Origin of the sequence: Saccharopolyspora erythraea (assembly GCF_018141105.1) — a bacterium.
GTDB lineage: Bacteria > Actinomycetota > Actinomycetes > Mycobacteriales > Pseudonocardiaceae > Saccharopolyspora_D > Saccharopolyspora_D erythraea_A.
On sequence record NZ_CP054839.1, the window covers coordinates 1,350,648 to 1,368,297 of the forward strand.

A 17,650-nucleotide genomic window follows, 5' to 3' on the forward strand; every position below is an offset into this window, starting at 1 on the left:
TCGATTGGGTGCGCCGGTGCTGTTGCGTGATCTGCTGGCCGACCCCGAGCTGGGACTGGTGCTGCTCGCGGGCGAGGAGTACGTGGACCGCCCCGTCCGCGGCGTCTACATCACCGACCTGCTCGACCCCCGCCGCTACCTCGAGGGCGGCGAGCTCGTGCTGAGCGGGCTGGTGTGGCACACCGGCCCGCAGACCTCCGAGCAGTTCGTCGCGGCGCTGGCCGACGCCGGTGTCGCCGGGCTCGCCAGCGGCACCGCCCGCCTCGGCCACGCGCCGCCCGACCTGGTCGACGCCTGCAAGCGCCACGGCGTGCCGGTGCTCGAGGTACCGCTGGCACTCAGCTTCAACGTGCTCGCCGAGCGGGTGCAGCGCCGCGGAGCCGCGCCGCGGCGCGAGCTGGTCTCGGCCGCGGCTTCCGGCGCGGGGCTGGAGCGGGTGCTGTCGATGGCCGCGGGCGAGTTCGGCGCCGACTGCTGGGTGCTCTCCTGCGCCGGATGGGTCGTCGGCGGCACGGCGGAGCTGACCGGGGAGCTGCGGCACGCGCTGGTCCAGGACGTGCTCAGGTCCGGTCGGCTGCCCAGGACGGCCCGCGCCGGCGACGACGGCTTCGCCGTGTGGCCGGTCGAGTCCGACACCGAGCCCCCCGCCGCCCGCTGGTTCGTGGCCGTGCGCGGCGACCGCGAGATGTGGGGTGACGAGGAAGAGGCCATCGCCGCGGACCTCGGCACCGTCGTCGCACTGCTGCGCGCGCGGGTGGACGAGGCCCGCCAGATCGCAGGCCGCTCGGTCGAGGCGGCGCTGGGCAGGCTGCTCGACGGCGCGATGACCCCGGCGGAGGTCGCCGTCCGCCTGGAGACCGCCGGACTGCCCGCGGGCGAGCCGCTGCGAGCGGTCGAGCTGCACGCGGGAGACCGGGCGGCCTCCACCGCCCTGCTGCGCGAGATCGCCGCCGCGACCGGCGTCGCCTCGGTCGCGGTCCCGCTGCGCGAAGGCGCCTCGGCGGTGTTCGCCGACGACGAGCAGCACCTGCTCGCGCTCGAAGGGTTGTTGCGCGGCATCATCGCCGAGGTCGAGCCGGGCCTCGGCGATCGGATGGTGACGGTGGGGCTCAGCGACGTGAGCCCGGTGACGGGCCTGCGCGGAGCGCTGGAGGAGGCGGGCTACGCCCGGCGGCTCGCGAGGCAGCGCCGTGCGCGGGCGGGCGCGGGCGGCGGGGCCGGCCTGGCGACCGGGGCGGAGCTGGCCTCGCACGAGGTGCTGCTGGCCTCGGCACCCGACGAGCTGCGCCGCTCGTACCGCGCCAGGCTGCTGTCCCGGCTCACCGAGTACGACCGCGTGCACAACTCGGACCTGGTGCACACGCTGCGCGTCTTCCTGGACACCTCGGGTTCGTGGTCGCGCAGCGCCAAGCAGCTGCACGTGCACGTGAACACGCTGCGGTACCGGATCCAGCGCATCGAGGAGATCTCCGGGCGCGACCTGGCGGACTTCCCCACGCGCGTCGACTTCTACCTGGCGCTGGTGCTGGACCACCCCGCGAGCTGAGCGCCTGCTCCCCGGCAGCCGCGCGACCGTCGCGCATGCCGTGGTTTTCGTTGCGCCGCGTGGGAGTCATCACAATCGTTCCAGCTGTCCCTGGCCGGTGCGGCCGGCAGTTCGAAATCCGCTTCCACGCCAGGTACCGTGCTTGGTCGGCGAACGGCCAGGGGACCGTTCGGCGCAGTCATCGACGACCCACGAACCCCCGAGACGGAGGTAACGGGATTGACCGATCTGTCCGCCACCACCGATGTGACGGACCGCCCGAGCGGCGCCGCCGAATCCGGTGTCCAGGACCGGATTCGCGACTACCTGGACCGCACCGCGCCGGAGACGCCCTGCCTGGTCGTGGACCTGGCCGCGGTGCGCCGCAACTACCAGGCGCTGCGCTCGGCTTTGCCCGACGCCAGGATCTGCTACGCGGTCAAGGCCAATCCCGCCCCCGAGGTGGTCGCCACCCTCACCGCCCTCGGGTCCTCGTTCGACGTCGCCAGCCCCGGTGAGATCGACCTCTGCCTCGCCCAGGGCGCGAGCCCGGAGTCGATCTCCTACGGCAACACGATCAAGAAGCCCCGCGACATCGCCCGCGCCCACCGGCTCGGCGTGCGCCTGTTCGTCACCGACAGCGAGGCCGACCTGCTCAACATCGCCGAGTCGGCTCCCGGCTCGCAGGTGTTCTGCCGCGTCCTGGTCGACAACAAGGGCTCGCGCACCCCGTTCGGCCGCAAGTTCGGGTGCACGCCGCAGACCGCCGTCCGGTTGCTGCGCCGCGCCGCCGAGCTCGGCCTCGACCCCTACGGCGTGTCGTTCCACATCGGATCGCAGCAGCTCGACCCGTCGGCCTGGGAGCACGGAATCCGGGCCGCCCGCGAGGTTTTCGAGGGCCTGGCCGAGCACGGCGTCACGCCGCGGATGGTGAACCTCGGGGGCGGACTGCCCGCCTCCTACACCGAGTCCGCGCCGCCGCTGGGCGAATACGCCGAGCACATCGAGCGGTCGCTGGACCGGCATTTCGGCGCGCGGCGCCCGGAACTGCTCATCGAGCCGGGCAGGCAGGTCGTCGGCGACGCCGGGGTGCTGCGCAGCGAGGTCGTGCTCGTCACCGCGTCGGCGGGCGACGACCGCCGCTGGGTCTACCTGGACGTGGGCCGCTACAACGGGCTCGCCGAGACCGAGGGCGAAGCCATCACCTACCGGCTGCGGACCTCCCGCGACGGCGACGAGTGCGGCCCGGTCGTGCTGGCCGGCCCCACCTGCGACGGCGACGACGTGCTGTACCAGCACACGCGCTACGACCTGCCGCTGACGCTGCGCGGCGGCGACCGGGTCGACCTGCTCAGCGCGGGCGCCTACACCGCGAGCTATTCGTCGGTGTGCTTCAACGGCATCGCCCCGCTGCCCACGCACTGCATCGACGCCGACGAACTCGCCTGATCAGGGCATTGCCGAGTTTTCCCCACAAGCGGAATCTGCGAAACGATGGGAGGTCGATAGATGTCGATTGACACCGGGACCCTGCAGCCGGTCGGTCTGTTCACCGGCCAGCACGTCCTCGCTGAACTTGAGGGCGTCGATCCGGATCTGCTCGACGACGAGCAGTTCCTGAGGGACGCGCTGCGAAGCGCGTTGGACCGGTCGCACGCCACGGTGTGCGAGATGATCGCCAAGCGGTTCGAGCCGCAGGGCGTCACCGTGCTGGCACTGCTGTCGGAGTCCCACGCTTCGATGCACACCTACCCGGAGAACGGCTCGATCTTCATCGACGTCTTCACCTGCGGGCACACCGCGCAGCCGGAGCAGGCGGTGGCACTGCTCGCCGAGGCGCTCAGTCCCACGGCGGTGAATACTCAGACCATTCACCGCGGCCACGACTACCCGGCGTCGTGATCGCCGCCCGGACTCCAAGAAGGAGGAGCACACCTTGATCGAACTCGATGGGCACCGGTGGATCCAGGAGCCGATGGGCGATGGAATGCGGCGCCTGTGGCGGATCGACGAGGTGCTGTGGGAGGGCGACACCGCGTTCCAGCACGTGGTGATCGGCCGCACCGACCAGGGGATCTCGCTGTTCTGCGACGACGACCGGCAGAGCACCGAGTTCTCCCAGCTCGTCTACCACGAGGCCATGATGGTCCCCGCGTTCCTGCTCGCCGAGAAGGTGCAGCGGGTGCTGATCATCGGCTCCAGCGAGGGCGTGGCGAGCAAGATGTCGGTGCAGGCGGGCGCGACCCGCGTCGACCACGTCGACATCGACAGCGAGTGCGTGAAGGTCTGCGCCGAGCACCTGCCCTACGGCTACACCGCCGAGGAGCTGCCCGGGGTGGAGAACGGTGACGGTCCGATCGCGCTGCACTACGCCGACGGCTGGGGGTTCCTCGACCAGGCGCCGCCGGAGGGCTACGACATCGTCGTGGTCGACCTGCCCGACGAGCGCGAGGACGACACCGACGGCCAGCACAACCGGCTCTACGGCCTGGAGTTCATCCAGCGGTGCCAGACCGTGCTGTCGCCGGGCGGTGTCGTCGCGGTCCAGGCCGGCTGCCCGACGGTGTGGCGGAACAAGACGCTGATCCGCGCCTACAACCGGTTCCGCTCGATCTTCGACACCGTGTCGTACTTCGGTGCCGACGAGCACGAGTGGGCGTTCCTGTTCGGCCGCGTCGAGCCGATCGACGACCCGACCAACGTCATGCTGGAGTCGTTCCCGAACAGCTCCTACCGGCCGGAGACGATCGACGACGCGAGCCTCATCGGCTGCACCGTGCCGCCGTACTCGCTGCGCAACCAGGACTGAGCGCACCTGCAGGCGCCTCCGCCCGCCGAAGCGGGAGGAGGCGCCTTCGTGCGTCGGGGGTCGTCAGTGGTCGTAGCGGCCGGTCTTGATGGCGGCGAGAAACGATTGCCACTGGTCGTTGGTAGCGGTCAAGTGCCCGGCGGCGCGGTTCTTGGTGTCGCGCACCGCCGCACCACCACCAACCCGCCCGACCTCGACGCAAGCATTGCCCGTCGCGCTACGGCTGGACTTTCGCCAGTTCACCGGATGATCGTGTGCGGTCATCGGAACGCTCTCCTTCTGCTGCCTCTACCAGCCCCGCCACGAGCTTCACGGAGTCGGCGGGGCTCATCGCCACATCCCGAAGCGTAGCGATCGCGTTCTGAAACGCTCTCACTTCTTTGGGTGTGTGCAGCAGTGTCAGGGAGCTGAAGTGCTCGATGTACACGATCGGCGCGCCCTTGGCGAACTGGAAGTGGATGAAGCTACCGGCGTGGCTCGGATTCCACTCCGTGGTTCTGCTCGGCACTACCAGGATCTCGATGTTGGGAAGCTCCGCCATCGCGACGAGGTGCCGCAGTTGCTCCGCATGGACCGTGGCGCCGCCGATCGGCTCGCGGAGGACGTTCTCGGTAAGGATCGCGGTGAAGGTCGGCGCGTCCCGCTTCGTCAGCACGTCCCGCCTGCCCACCCGGATCACGGTTCGGACATCCGCCGTTCCACTGGGTTCCCGCCGCTGGAGCACGGCACGCGAGTCTGGACAAGCGGCCGGGCGGTGGCTGGCCGAACTCGCCCGTTCGGAAGCGCGATGAGCGTCGAAACCCGAACGCCGGCGACGCTGCTCCGCAGAGCGCAGTTGCTCCTCGGCGATCTCGCCTTCCACATCGGCGCGGGGCAACTCGAGTTCGCGGACCTCGACGCCGGTGTCTCAGCCCTGGAGGACCTTTTCGCCCTCCTTCACTACATGCGGTTGCGCAACGACATGACGCCGATCGTCCGCATAGCGGAGACCGAGTGATGCTGCCCGTCTGGACCGCTCTGGTCTGCCTCGCCGTGCTCCACGTCTGGATCTGGAGCCAGTTCCTCCGTCGAAGCCACCGTCCCCGGCATGCTCGCGGCAGCACGACCGTCTGGCAGCTCCTGGAAGCGCAAGCACGAGCGTCCACACCAGACCGGAATGCACTCACCGCTCCGCCGTTGGATGTCCAGCGCCGCGTCCTCGAAGGACTTCGCAGGCTCTAGACCCGGCTCGATACCGGTGCCCCGACCCGCGGTAGCACCGACCGCATCGACCTCTACCAGATCCACCGCCCCGACCCGGCCACCGACATCGACGAGACCCTGTCGGCGCTGTCCGACCTGGTGCGCGCGGGCAAGATCATGGCCATCGGCTCGTCGGACTTCCCCGCCGAGCAGATCGTGGAGGCGCAGTGGGTCGCGCAGCGGCGCAACCACATCGCCTTGCACACCGAGCAGCCGCCGTACTCGGTGTTCGTGCGGGGCATCGAGCGGTCGGTGCTGCCGACCGCGCGGAAGTACGGCATGGGCGTGCTCACCTGGAGCCCGCTCAACAGCGGCTGGCTGACCGGGCGCTACCGGCGCGGCACCGAGATCGAGCTCAACGAGTTCCGGCGGCTCATCGCGCACAAGTTCGACCTCGGCCTGCCGGGCAACCAGCGCAAGCTCGACGCCGTCGAGGAGCTGCTGGCCCTGGCAGGTGCCGTCGGCGTCTCGTTGACGCACATGGCGCTGGCCTTCGCCGCCTCGCACGCCGCCGTCACGTCGGTGATCCTCGGCCCGCGCACCGCCGAGCAGCTCCGGGACGTGCTCGGGGCGGCCGAGGTGGCCCTCGACGACGAGGTGCTCGACCGGATCGACGAGACCGTCGCGCCCGGCACGGACCTCAACCCCGCCGACATCGACTACGCCCCGCCGCACGTGACCTCCGCGGACCTGCGCCGCCGTCCGCTCGCCGAGCGGTAGCGCCGGCTACCCGCCGTGCGGCGTCGACCAGAACGACCGAACCGGTGTGCGATACCCCCCGTTGGTGTCGTGGCCCCGCTGCACACGCCTACGGCCGCCCGGAGGCGTCAGAGGTCGGTCGAGTCGTCGAACGTGCGGTGCAGGTACGGGTGCATGCCGGTGCCGGTGTCCCGGGGTTCGAACCACTGGTCGAAGGTCAGCCCCCGCTCGCGGAACTGCTCCTCCAACCGCGCGCTCATCGCGTCGGGCGAGTCCCCGAGCGCCATGAGGTCGACCAGGTACAGGTCCTCGTGGTCGGTGCCCGCGAACGCCTTGCCCGCGAAGGAGGCGAACACCGGTTCGCCGTCTTCCCAGCTCATCAGCTCGGCGGCCTCCAGCAGCACCTGCGCCTCGTTGATGAACAGCCGCAGCGCCAGCGCTTCGGCGACGGTGCGCGGCGGCGTCCACGACGGCTCGGTGAGCCGGGCCGCCACCGCCGCCGAGGACAGCAGGAACGCCCGTGCGAACCACGCGTCGTAGCGGTGCTCGTAGCAGGGCGGCAGCTCCTCCAGCACCAGCAGCCCGACCGCGTCGTCGGCGGAGGCGTTGTTGACCGCCAGCGCCAGCTCGTCGTAGAAGATCTCGTCGGTGACCACCCGCACGGCGTGGATCAGCGCCCCCGCCGCCAGCCGCGCGGTCTGCGGCGAGTTGGTGCCGAACACGTCGAGGTCGAAGGCCCGCAGCCCGCCGGCCAGCTCGTCGAGCTTGAGCCGCCAGTGCTCGGTGTCGAGCGAGGCCTCCTCCTCGCCCGCGCTCTCCAGCGCCTCCTCGACGGCGGCCTCCAGCCCGGTGTCACCCGCGTCCTGGCCGACCCGCTCGGCTGCGGCCAGGCTCTGGTTGAACTCGTCCTCGGTGATGCGGACCTCGGAGTGCGCCACGCTCCAGCCGACCAGCAGCTCGCTCTCCCCGATGAGCTCGTTGAGCACCATCGCGGCGGCCTCCTCGGCGGGCAGCAGCCCGGGGGCGTCCAGCGCCAGCACGACGCTCGCTCCGTTCGGGTGCACGGTGATGCGGTAGTCCAGGACGTCGATGTCGGCCTCCGCGGGCCCGGAGACGCCCTCGACCAGCGCCAGCTGGCGGTCCAGGAGCGCGGCCACCCCCTCCCGCTGCAACGGGTCCAGGTCGCTGGCATCGACCGGCGGTTCGAGCTCCGCCGTCACCACGTAGTCCACCGCTTCTCGCTCTCTTCCTCGGGCGGTTGGGGCGATCGTACGTCCGGTGTCCGGCACGGACCCACTGATCGGCCGCGGCGACGGGAATTGATCAGCCAGCCCCGCGGCCACGCCCCGGGGGCACCGGGCGAGCGCCCTCATCAGCGATGATGTGCGGCGTGACGACGACTGTGACCGTATTCGGCAGCTGCAACATGGACCTCGTGGCCTACGTGGGCACAGCACCCGGACGGGGGGAGACCGTGCTCGGCCGCGAGTTCACCACCGTCCCCGGCGGCAAGGGCGCCAACCAGGCGCTGGCCGCGGCCAAGGCAGGAGCGGCCGTGAACATGATCGGCGCGGTGGGCCGCGACGAGTTCGGCGAGCAGATCCGCGCGAACCTGGCCGGGTCCGGGGTGGACACCAGTGCGCTGCGCACCGTCGACGGCCGCAGCGGCACCGCGCACATCACCGTCGACGACGACGGCGGCAACTCCATCATCGTGGTCCCGTCGGCCAACGCCACTGTGGATGGTCTGGCGTCCGGCGACGAGGAGCTGATCGCGGCGTCGGGAAGTCTGCTGCTGCAGCTGGAGATCCCGTTCGAGGGGGTGGCCGCGGCCGCCGCCGCGGGGCGCCGCAACGGCGTCCGCGTGGTGCTGACCCCGGCACCGGCCGCCGAGCTCCCCGACGGCGTCCTGTCCAACGTGGACCTGCTGGTGCCCAACGAGCACGAGGCCGAGGCGCTGGTGGGCGAGCAGGACCCGAAGCGGGCGCTGGCGGCGCTGCTGGAGCTGGTGCCGGAGGTCGTGATCACGCTCGGTGGCCGCGGCTCGGTCTACGGCAGCCGCGGCGGCGAGGTCGTGGAGATGCCGAGCTTCCCTGTCCGGGCGGTGGACACCACCGCCGCGGGTGACACGTTCGCGGGCGTGCTCAGCGTGGCCCTCGGCGAGGGCGCGGGTATCCGCGAAGCACTCCGCCGGGCCTCGGCCGCGGCGGCGCTGTCGGTGCAGCGGAACGGGGCCAGCAGTTCGATGCCGACCAGGCGGGAGATTGCGGACTTTCTGGCCTCTGTTTGATGCGCCGCGCCCGCCCCGGGCGTGCGCCGCGGCAATTACCGACGGCTTCTCGAGCCATCACGAACAGTAAGTCCGGTGAAGGCTGCGCGGGTGGCCGGTTTCAATGCGGGCCGGGTGCCGGCCACCCGCGAAGAGCACTCACTGAGCGTTGTCGTAGGCCTCGACCACCTCGGACGGAATACGGCCGCGGTCGGAAACCTGCATGCCCTGTTCCCTGGCCCATTCGCGAATGGCCTGGTTGCGCTCGCGGTCGGCGGCACTGGGCGCGGAGGCGGGCTTGTTCGCCTTGCCCCCGGAGCGCTTGCGCCCGCCGGTGCGACGCGCGCTGGCCACGTAAGACGCCAGCGAGTCGCGGAGTTTGGCGGCATTCTCCTTGGACAGGTCAATTGAGTAGCTGACCCCGTCCAGGCCGAACTCGACCGTGGACTCCGCTTCCGAACCGTCGACATCGTCGACAAGCTGAACGGTGACCTTCTGCGCCACTGTAACCCTCGATTCCGGATCGTTTATCGTCGTCTTCGCAACACCCTACGGCGAAGATCGAGCGAACAATAAACGATTGTTGCGAGAATGTTCCACTCGCGTCCGCCACGCACCGCGCGGCAAGCCCGGCACTGTGCTTCAGATTACTTTCTCGATTTCGAACGCGTTGGCTACGGTGTGCTGGCAGTGGGGCACGAGGTGGTGGCGCACCGCGCACGTGACCCGCACGGCGGTTATCGGCCGTCTGAGGTGCTGTTCTATCGTTGAAGTACGAGACAACAGCGATCCCACGTGCTACAACGTGGTCAGGGTCGCAGGAGTCTCCCCTGCAAGTGTCGCGGATCGAGGCGGGGCACGTTCCCGAGACAGGTGATCATGGCCGAGCGGATTCAGGTCGAACTCGTCGACGACATCGACGGGTCCCCAGCCCAGCACACCGTCACTTTCGCGCTTGACGGCGTGACCTATGAAATCGACCTGAGCGAGCGGAATGCGCAGCGCTTGCGTGCGGTCTTCGAGCGCTACATCGAGCGCGCCAGGTCGCCGCAGCCCGCCCCGCGCGGCGACCGTGCGCAGGAGCGGGAGGAGCGCGAGACCAGGCAGGCGAACCGCCAGCTCACCGAGCAGATCCGCGGCGCCGCCCAGCGCACCCGCGAGCACCTGAACCAGAAGGCGCAGGAGGCCGCGGCCACTGTCGAGGAACCCGCCGAGGAAGCCGGGGAACTGTCGGCGCTGCAACTGGCCAAGGAAGAGCCGGGGCAGCAGGAATCCCCGGTTCCCGCGGTTTCGCTACCGCAGTTCTCCTCCGCAGTGGACTGATCGCCGAAGGATTTCCGCCGGGCCCGTGAACCCGTCCCGGTGAACCCCGCGGTAGTTCCGCCCGCCGCGCGCCGTCCCGGTCCGCAAGGTTCCGGGCCGGTCACGAAGCATGGACATGCCGGCACCGCCGCCGTACCGTTTCGTCGATCAACGAATCGGGAGGCCGGTGTTGCGAGAGCGGTCCGGGCGGTACGCGATGGCGGCCGTGCTGGCCGCCGTCTGCGCGACGACCGGATGCGCCCCGCTGGTCGACGTCGAGCGCACCGCCGCTGAGCTGCGCACTTCGGTGCAGGCGCCGACGGTGCGCGGTGGCGAGGCGGTCATCGCCCTCGACCAGGAACCCGACCGCCTCGACCCGACCCTGGCCACGACGCTGGCCGGCAGGCAGGTCTTCGCCGGTCTGTGCGAGAAGCTCTACGACGTCGACCAGGCCGGCCGGATCGTGCCGCAGCTGGCCACCGAGTTGCCCCGGGTGTCCGCCGACGGACGTGAGCTCACCATCCGGCTGCGCCCGGATGTCCGGTTCAACGACGGCACGCCCTTCGACGCGGCCGCGGTGAAGAGGAGCCTGGACCGCCACCGCGAGCTCGACGGCTCATCCCGCCGCGTGGAACTCTCCGCGGTCGCCTCCGTCGAGGTCGCCGATCCGGCGACCGTCCGGCTGCGTCTGACCGCGCCGTCGGCGCCTTTGCCCAGCGTGCTGGCCGACCGCGCCGGAATGATCATGTCGCCGGCGCAGTTGGACCGGCTCGGCGAGAACTTCTCCGACCACCCCGTCTGCGTCGGCCCCTTCGAGTTCGCCGAACGCGTCGCCCAGGACCGGATCGTGTTGCGGCGCAGCGACTTCTACTACGGCCGCGACCACGTGATGCTGGACCGGCTGGTCTACCGGGCGGTCCCCGACGACAACATCCGCCTGGCCAACCTGCGCTCCGGCGAGTTCGACGTCGTATGGGAGGCCGGACCGCCGGAAGTGCCGATCCTGGCCAGGGATTCCGACGTCGTGCTGCTCAACACGCCCTCGGTGCAGTACATGGGCATCACGGTGAACATCGCCAACGCCGGCGGGTCGCCCGGCCCGGTGCCCGGGCCGCTCGCGTCCGACCCGCGGGTCAGGGAGGCGCTGTCGCTGTCCATCGACCGCGCCACGCTGAACAAGATCTCCTTCAACGGCCTCTACCAGCCCGCCTGCGGGCCGATCCCGCCGACCAGCGAGTTCGCCACCCCGCGCACCCAGGCGTGCCCGGCGCACGACGTCGGACGCGCCAGGCGGCTGCTCGCCGAGGCGGGCGTGCGCACCCCGCTGCGGGTGGAGCTGATGCTGGCCAACGACTCGGCGCAGAACCGCACCGGCCAGGTCATCCAGGCGATGGCCGCGCAGGCGGGCTTCGACGTCGTGCTGCGCCCGACCGAGTCGACCAGCGCCATCGCGGCGGCGAAGAAGGGCCGGTTCGAGACGTTCCTGATCGGCTGGTCCGGGCGCCCCGACCCCGACGGCAACATCGCGGTGATGCACACCGAGGGCAGCCCGCAGAACTACAGCGGCCACTCCACCCCCGAGACCGACGCGCTGATCGCGCAGGCCGCCGCCGAGCAGAAGCCCGACCGCCGGCGCGAGTTGTACGAGCTCGTCGTCGAGGACCTGCACGAGCGCAACAACGTCATCTACCTCTATCGCCAGCAGTACTACACCGCGCACTCCGCGGATCTGGCCGGCATCGCGGTGTATCCGGACGGGATCATGCGGATGGCCGGTGCCGGCTACCGGGCGCACGGGAGCTGACGACATGCCGCGCGGTTACGCCTTCAGCCGGATCGTGCAGTCGCTGGTGACGCTCGTGCTGGTCTCGCTGGTGGTGTTCGCCGGACTGCGGGCGCTTCCGGGCGATCCCGCCGTCGCGCTGGCCGGCCCGGAGGCCGACGACGCCGCGATCGAGCAGATCCGCCACTCCTACGGGCTGGACCAGCCGCTGCCCGTGCAGTACGCGACCTGGCTCGGCCGCGCGGTCCGGGGCGACTTCGGCGAGTCGGCCACCACCGGCCTGCCGATCGGCGAGATCATCCTCGGCCGCATCCCGGTGACCGTGGAGCTGGCGGTGCTCAGCCTGCTCTTCGCCGCGCTCGTCGGGCTCGCCGCGGGCGTCGTCTCGGCGGTGCGCCGCGGCGGTCCGCTCGACTGGCTGGGCAACGGGCTGTCGCTGTTCGGCCTGTCCATCCCCAACTTCTGGCTCGGACTGATGTGCGTGCTGGTCTTCGCGGTGTGGCTGGGCGTGCTGCCCGCGTCGGGCTTCGTGCCGTTCACCGAGTCGCCGTGGGAGAACCTGGAACGGATGGTGCTGCCCGCGTTCGTGCTCGGCAGCGGCCTGGCCGCGGTGCTGATGCGCCAGATGCGATCGTCCATGTTGGACACGCTCGGCTCGGACTACGTGCGCACCGCGCGGGCCAAGGGCGCGGGTGAGTGGCGGGTCGTCGGCGTGCACGGGCTGCGCAACAGCCTGATCACGGTCATGACGATCCTGGGCCTGCAACTGGGCGCGCTGATCTCCGGCGCGGTGGTGACCGAGCAGATCTTCGTGCTGCCCGGCTTCGGCAAGCTGATGGTGGACTCGGTGTTCACCAGGGACTTCCCGGTGATCCAGGCCGCCGTGCTGGTGACCGCGGCCGGCTACATCGCGGTCAACCTCGCCGTAGACCTGCTCTACTCGGTGGTCGATCCGCGGATCAGGGTGCGCGGAGGTGCGCGGTGACGCATGCGGCCGCCGTCAGCGGCTCCCGCCGGGTGCTGCGACGCCTGATCCGCCACCGGACCGGAGTCGTCGGTCTGGTGCTCTGCGCCGCGCTGGTGCTCGCGGCGGTCGCGGTGCCGCTGATCGCGCCGACCGACCCGGCGGCGGTCGACTTCGACCGGGTGTTGCAGCAGCCTTCGGCGTCGTCCTGGCTCGGCACCGACGAGCTCGGCCGCGACCAGCTCTCCCGTGTCCTGCACGGCATCCGCGCCTCGCTGACGGTCGGGGTGCTCTCGGTGCTGCTCGCGCTCGTGGTCTCCGTGCCGCTCGGGTTGGTGGCCGGGTACTACCGCGGCGTCGTCGACTCCGTCGTCTCGCGGATCACCGACACGCTGCTGGCCTTCCCGTTCCTGGTGCTCGCCGTCGGTCTGGCGGCGGTCCTCGGCGCGTCGCTGCTCAACGCCGCCATCGCCATCGGCGTGTCCCAGGTGCCCAACCTCATCCGCGTCGTGCGCGGCGAGACCCTGCGCCTGTCCAACGAGGCGTACGTCGACGCCGCGGTCGCGGCCGGCGCCCGCGGCGGTGCGGTGCTGTTCGGCCACGTCCTGCCGAACGCGGTGAACGCGTTGCTGATCCAGATCACCGTCGCGATCCCGGCGGCCGTCATCGGCGAGGCGCTGCTGTCGTTCCTCGGGCTCGGTGTGCAGCCGCCGTCGCCGTCGCTCGGGGTGATGCTCTCGGCGGCCCAGACCTACTTCGCCCAGGCGCCGTGGCTGGTGGTCTTCCCCGGCCTGGCGGTGGTGCTGGCGACACTCGGCTTCAACCTGCTCGGCGACGGCCTGCGCGACGCCCTGGACCCGAAGGGGAACCGATGACGGTGCTGGCGTTCTCCGGCCTTTCGGTGCGCTTCCGCACCGAGAGCGGTACGACCGACGCCGTCCGGGGCGTGGAGTTCGCGGTCGAGCCCGGCGAGGTCCTGGCGGTGGTGGGCGAATCCGGATCGGGCAAGAGCGTGACCGCGATGGCGGCCCTCGGTCTGCTGCCACCCAACGCCGAGGTGACCGGCAGCATCCTGGTCGACGGCGCGGAAGTCGTCGGCCGCACCCCGCGCGAGCTGCGCCGCATCCGGGGCGGTGAACTGGCGATGATCTTCCAGGAGCCGATGACCTCGCTGAACCCCGTGTTCACCATCGGCTGGCAGATCGCCGAAGCCGTCCGGATGCACACCGACCTGTCGCGGACGAGTGCACGCGCCCGAGCCGTCGAACTGCTCGAGGCCGTCGGCATCCCCGAACCGCGCCGCCGCATGCGCCACTACCCGCACCAGCTCTCCGGAGGGCAGCGGCAGCGGGTGATGATCGCGATGGCGCTGGCCTGCGAGCCCAAGGTGCTCATCGCCGACGAACCGACGACCGCACTCGACGTCACGGTCCAGGCCGGGATCCTGGCCCTGCTGCGCGACCTGCGCGACCGGCTCGGCATGACGATCCTGCTGATCACCCACGACATGGGCGTGGTCGCCGACCTGGCCGACCGGGTCGTGGTGATGTACCGCGGCGAGGTCGTCGAGCAGGCACCGGTCGACGAGCTGTTCGCGGAGCCCGGACACGAGTACACGCGGACGCTGCTCTCGGCCGTGCCCCGCCTCGACGAGAAGCCGGACCCGGCTGCCGAGCCCGCCGAGGCCCCGGTGCTGGAAGTCCACGACCTCGCCATGGCCTACGGCGGGCACCGGGTCGTCGACGGCGTGTCCCTGCGCATCGGGCGCGGGGAGACCCTCGGCCTGGTCGGGGAGTCCGGATCGGGCAAGTCGACCGTCGGACGCTGCGTGACCAGGCTGGCCGAACCCGTCTCGGGGCGGGTCGTGCTGAACGGCCAGGACATCACGCACCTGCCGCCGCGCCGCCTGCGTCCCCTGCGCCGCAAGCTCGGCATCGTCTTCCAGGACCCGGGGTCGTCGCTCGACCCGCGCATGAGCATCGGCGACAGCGTCGCCGAACCCCTTCGACTGCACCGCGCCGCCCGCGGTCGGGCACTGGAGCGCCGCGTCGCCGGCCTGCTCGAAGCCGTCGAACTGAGCCCGGGCATGCGCGGCCGGCACCCGCACGAGCTGTCCGGAGGCCAGCGGCAGCGGGTGAGCATCGCCCGCGCCCTGGCGTTGGACCCCGAACTGCTCGTCGCCGACGAACCCACCAGCGCCCTGGACGTCTCCGTGCAGGACGCGGTCCTCGAGCTCCTCCTCGACCTGCAGCGCAAGCTCGGCTTCGGCTGCCTGTTCATCAGCCACGACCTGGCCGTGGTCAACCTGCTGGCGAGCCGGGTCGCGGTGATGCACCGAGGCACCATCGTCGAGGCGGGCGAGACGGCGAGGGTGCTCGGCGAGCCCGAGCACCCCTACACCCGGCGCCTGCTAGACGCCGCGCCGATCCCGGACCCGGTCCGCCAGCGCGAACGCCGGCTCGCCTCCCGCGCGTGACGCGCGCGCGAAGCACAACCGCACCGCGACTCCTGGGAAGCAGCGGTGCGGTCGCGAAGTCCGGTCAGTCCTCGGCGCGATGCCTGCGGCCGCCGCCTCCGCGGGCGGCCGCGGACTTGGAGGACGACTTGGCTCCCTCCTCGCCGCCCCGTTCAGCACGCTCGGTCAGCGCGGCCGCGAACTCCGGGGGCGCGCTGGGGCCCCAGTTGCTCGCTTCCGGATCGATCAGCGTCTGCTGCAGCTCGGTGTAGATCGGTGTCGAGTCCACTGCTACCCCCGTTCCGACGGATCGGATCAAGAGGCTACCCGCGCGCCGCCCCCGTACCGGACGACCGGAAGATGACCACCCGAACGTGCAACTTGCGCACCGCTACGACCCCGTATCGGGTGGCCCCCACCAAGATCGGCTCTGACCTGGTGTTTTGTTGTTAGAGGGGGGTGGTGTTCAGGAGGTGTTCAGGGTGCTGTAGATTTCTTCGTGTCAGAGCGGAACGGGCCGGACAGAAACGGGCCGGGCACTGACGGGGGTTGCGAACCAAGCTCCTGCCTTGGGGTGGTAGAGTGGGCGGCCTCGAAACACAAAGTGAGCTTTTGTTAGCTTGACTGGTGTTCACAACTCCATGCAGTGGCTCGAGGGTTTTGGTCGGGTTCGAGCGGGGGACGCGGAAGTGACCCCCCTGAAAACGCCGGAATTTGAGTGCTGCTAGAGTGGTGGACACAAGCGAGAGGAAATGCTCCCCGGAGCTTCGCGGCCTGAAATTGGGTCGGGGTGATGGTGTGGGTGTGTTCTTTGAGAACTCAACAGCGTGCCGATGATTTAGGTTAGTGTAGATTTTATTCCCCTGAATCTCGTGGATGACCAGGGTTTTTGTGGTTGTTTGTCGGGGTTTGGTGGTTTCTTTGAGTATGGCGCTCCGACCCTGTGGGGTTGTTTGAGTGTCTGCTGGGATTGTTTTCGACAGTCATTGTTGGAGAGTTTGATCCTGGCTCAGGACGAACGCTGGCGGCGTGCTTAACACATGCAAGTCGAACGCTGAAGCATCTTCGGGTGTGGATGAGTGGCGAACGGGTGAGTAACACGTGGGTAATCTGCCCTGCACTCTGGGATAAGCCCGGGAAACTGGGTCTAATACCGGATAGGACACATGGCTGCATGGTCTGTGTGTGGAAAGTTCCGGCGGTGCAGGATGAGCCCGCGGCCTATCAGCTTGTTGGTGGGGTGATGGCCTACCAAGGCGACGACGGGTAGCCGGCCTGAGAGGGTGACCGGCCACACTGGGACTGAGACACGGCCCAGACTCCTACGGGAGGCAGCAGTGGGGAATCTTGCGCAATGGGCGAAAGCCTGACGCAGCAACGCCGCGTGGGGGATGACGGCCTTCGGGTTGTAAACCTCTTTCGACATCGACGAAGCCTTCGGGTGACGGTAGGTGTAGAAGAAGCACCGGCTAACTACGTGCCAGCAGCCGCGGTAATACGTAGGGTGCGAGCGTTGTCCGGATTTATTGGGCGTAAAGAGCTCGTAGGCGGTTTGTCGCGTCGTTCGTGAAAACTGGAGGCTTAACCTTCAGCTTGCGGTCGATACGGGCAGACTTGAGTTCGGTAGGGGAGACTGGAATTCCTGGTGTAGCGGTGAAATGCGCAGATATCAGGAGGAACACCGGTGGCGAAGGCGGGTCTCTGGGCCGATACTGACGCTGAGGAGCGAAAGCGTGGGGAGCGAACAGGATTAGATACCCTGGTAGTCCACGCCGTAAACGTTGGGCGCTAGGTGTGGGGACTGTTTCCACGGTTCCTGTGCCGTAGCTAACGCATTAAGCGCCCCGCCTGGGGAGTACGGCCGCAAGGCTAAAACTCAAAGGAATTGACGGGGGCCCGCACAAGCGGCGGAGCATGTGGATTAATTCGATGCAACGCGAAGAACCTTACCTGGGTTTGACATGCACTAGATTGCCTCAGAGATGGGGTTTCCCTTGTGGTTGGTGTACAGGTGGTGCATGGCTGTCGTCAGCTCGTGTCGTGAGATGTTGGGTTAAGTCCCGCAACGAGCGCAACCCTTATCCTGTGTTGCCAGCACGTAATGGTGGGGACTCGCGGGAGACTGCCGGGGTCAACTCGGAGGAAGGTGGGGATGACGTCAAGTCATCATGCCCCTTATGTCCAGGGCTTCACACATGCTACAATGGCCGGTACAGAGGGTTGCGATACTGTGAGGTGGAGCGAATCCCTTAAAGCTGGTCTCAGTTCGGATCGGGGTCTGCAACTCGACCCCGTGAAGTCGGAGTCGCTAGTAATCGCAGATCAGCATTGCTGCGGTGAATACGTTCCCGGGCCTTGTACACACCGCCCGTCACGTCATGAAAGTCGGTAACACCCGAAGCCCATGGCCCAACCCTTTGTGGGGGGGAGTGGTCGAAGGTGGGACTGGCGATTGGGACGAAGTCGTAACAAGGTAGCCGTACCGGAAGGTGCGGCTGGATCACCTCCTTTCTAAGGAGCAGCATTCACTTCCATCGAACTGAGTTCGGTGGGGTGTCCGCAGCGTAGTGCCCGTGTGTGGTGCTGTTGTGGGTGCTCGGAG

16 protein-coding genes, 1 rRNA gene and 1 pseudogene are annotated in these 17,650 nt (G+C 69.3%); 13 read left to right on the top strand and 5 right to left on the bottom strand.

Features of this window, described 5'->3' with window-relative positions:
• Positions 1–16 precede the first annotated feature (16 nt).
• The 4 genes from HUO13_RS06265 to HUO13_RS06280 all read left to right on the top strand — a co-directional run bounded on the left by HUO13_RS06265 (position 17) and on the right by HUO13_RS06280 (position 4,334).
• On the top strand, positions 17–1,546 hold the full coding sequence (locus tag HUO13_RS06265) for a PucR family transcriptional regulator (protein WP_249124489.1): 1,530 nt from the start codon (positions 17–19) through the stop codon (positions 1,544–1,546).
• A gap of 219 nt (positions 1,547–1,765) precedes the next feature.
• Positions 1,766–2,974: a type III PLP-dependent enzyme gene (locus HUO13_RS06270; RefSeq protein WP_282976115.1), complete on the top strand. Its 1,209-nt coding sequence runs from the start codon at positions 1,766–1,768 to the stop codon at positions 2,972–2,974.
• Between the two features lie 60 nt (positions 2,975–3,034).
• Positions 3,035–3,427 (top strand): adenosylmethionine decarboxylase, encoded by a 393-nt coding sequence (speD, locus tag HUO13_RS06275; RefSeq protein ID WP_211900516.1) that lies wholly within the window; start codon positions 3,035–3,037, stop codon positions 3,425–3,427.
• A 34-nt stretch (positions 3,428–3,461) separates the two neighbouring features.
• Positions 3,462–4,334, top strand: coding sequence for a spermidine synthase (locus HUO13_RS06280; protein ID WP_211900517.1), 873 nt, complete (start codon positions 3,462–3,464; stop codon positions 4,332–4,334).
• A 63-nt stretch (positions 4,335–4,397) separates the two neighbouring features.
• Here the strand turns inward: HUO13_RS06280 and HUO13_RS06285 are convergent, their stop codons facing one another.
• The gene (locus tag HUO13_RS06285) at positions 4,398–4,598 is read right to left on the bottom strand and encodes a DUF397 domain-containing protein (RefSeq protein WP_211900518.1); all 201 of its coding nucleotides are present in this window, start codon (positions 4,596–4,598) and stop codon (positions 4,398–4,400) included.
• Positions 4,552–5,196 carry a DUF5753 domain-containing protein gene (locus HUO13_RS06290; RefSeq protein WP_349253364.1) on the bottom strand — a complete coding sequence of 215 codons (645 nt, stop codon included), beginning with the start codon at positions 5,194–5,196 and terminating at the stop codon, positions 4,552–4,554. The genes HUO13_RS06285 and HUO13_RS06290 overlap by 47 nt, the downstream gene beginning before the upstream one ends.
• Between HUO13_RS06290 and HUO13_RS06295 the strand changes: the two genes are divergently transcribed.
• Entirely contained in the window at positions 5,122–5,331 is a 210-nt protein-coding gene (locus tag HUO13_RS06295; RefSeq protein WP_211900520.1) for a hypothetical protein, read from the top strand. The two genes, HUO13_RS06290 and HUO13_RS06295, sit on opposite strands and share 75 nt — an antisense overlap.
• Before the next feature lie 251 nt (positions 5,332–5,582).
• Positions 5,583–6,296 (top strand): annotated as a pseudogene (locus tag HUO13_RS06300) (aldo/keto reductase); the annotation flags it as partial.
• 107 nt (positions 6,297–6,403) lie between these two features.
• Here HUO13_RS06300 and HUO13_RS06305 read toward each other — a convergent pair.
• A complete protein-coding gene (locus HUO13_RS06305) occupies positions 6,404–7,507 on the bottom strand; it encodes a hypothetical protein (protein ID WP_211900521.1) in 1,104 nt (367 codons plus the stop codon).
• A gap of 158 nt (positions 7,508–7,665) precedes the next feature.
• Between HUO13_RS06305 and rbsK the strand changes: the two genes are divergently transcribed.
• Positions 7,666–8,565 carry a ribokinase gene (gene rbsK / locus HUO13_RS06310; protein WP_282976120.1) on the top strand — a complete coding sequence of 300 codons (900 nt, stop codon included), beginning with the start codon at positions 7,666–7,668 and terminating at the stop codon, positions 8,563–8,565.
• A 138-nt stretch (positions 8,566–8,703) separates the two neighbouring features.
• Here rbsK and HUO13_RS06315 read toward each other — a convergent pair whose 3' ends face one another.
• Complete coding sequence (locus tag HUO13_RS06315; protein WP_211900522.1) at positions 8,704–9,048, bottom strand: histone-like nucleoid-structuring protein Lsr2; 345 nt, start codon at positions 9,046–9,048, stop codon at positions 8,704–8,706.
• Between the two features lie 375 nt (positions 9,049–9,423).
• On the opposite strand from HUO13_RS06315, the gene HUO13_RS06320 reads away from it, so the two are divergent.
• From HUO13_RS06320 to HUO13_RS06340, 5 genes are all read left to right on the top strand, one after another.
• Positions 9,424–9,867, top strand: a complete 444-nt coding sequence (locus tag HUO13_RS06320; RefSeq protein WP_211900523.1) for a histone-like nucleoid-structuring protein Lsr2 — start codon at positions 9,424–9,426, stop codon at positions 9,865–9,867.
• Between the two features lie 166 nt (positions 9,868–10,033).
• A complete protein-coding gene (locus tag HUO13_RS06325; RefSeq protein ID WP_211900524.1) occupies positions 10,034–11,650 on the top strand; it encodes an ABC transporter substrate-binding protein in 1,617 nt (538 codons plus the stop codon).
• A gap of 4 nt (positions 11,651–11,654) precedes the next feature.
• Positions 11,655–12,614 (top strand): ABC transporter permease, encoded by a 960-nt coding sequence (locus HUO13_RS06330; RefSeq protein ID WP_211900525.1) that lies wholly within the window; start codon positions 11,655–11,657, stop codon positions 12,612–12,614.
• Positions 12,611–13,468 (top strand): ABC transporter permease, encoded by an 858-nt coding sequence (locus HUO13_RS06335; RefSeq protein ID WP_211900526.1) that lies wholly within the window; start codon positions 12,611–12,613, stop codon positions 13,466–13,468. The genes HUO13_RS06330 and HUO13_RS06335 overlap by 4 nt, the downstream gene beginning before the upstream one ends.
• Complete coding sequence (locus HUO13_RS06340; protein ID WP_211900527.1) at positions 13,465–15,069, top strand: ABC transporter ATP-binding protein; 1,605 nt, start codon at positions 13,465–13,467, stop codon at positions 15,067–15,069. Before HUO13_RS06335 ends, HUO13_RS06340 begins: the two co-directional genes overlap by 4 nt.
• Before the next feature lie 64 nt (positions 15,070–15,133).
• On the opposite strand, the gene HUO13_RS06345 is transcribed toward HUO13_RS06340, so the two are convergent.
• A complete protein-coding gene (locus HUO13_RS06345; protein WP_211900528.1) occupies positions 15,134–15,337 on the bottom strand; it encodes a hypothetical protein in 204 nt (67 codons plus the stop codon).
• 697 nt (positions 15,338–16,034) lie between these two features.
• Here HUO13_RS06345 and HUO13_RS06350 point away from each other — a divergent pair.
• Positions 16,035–17,559 (top strand): 16S ribosomal RNA (locus HUO13_RS06350).
• Positions 17,560–17,650 lie beyond the last annotated feature (91 nt).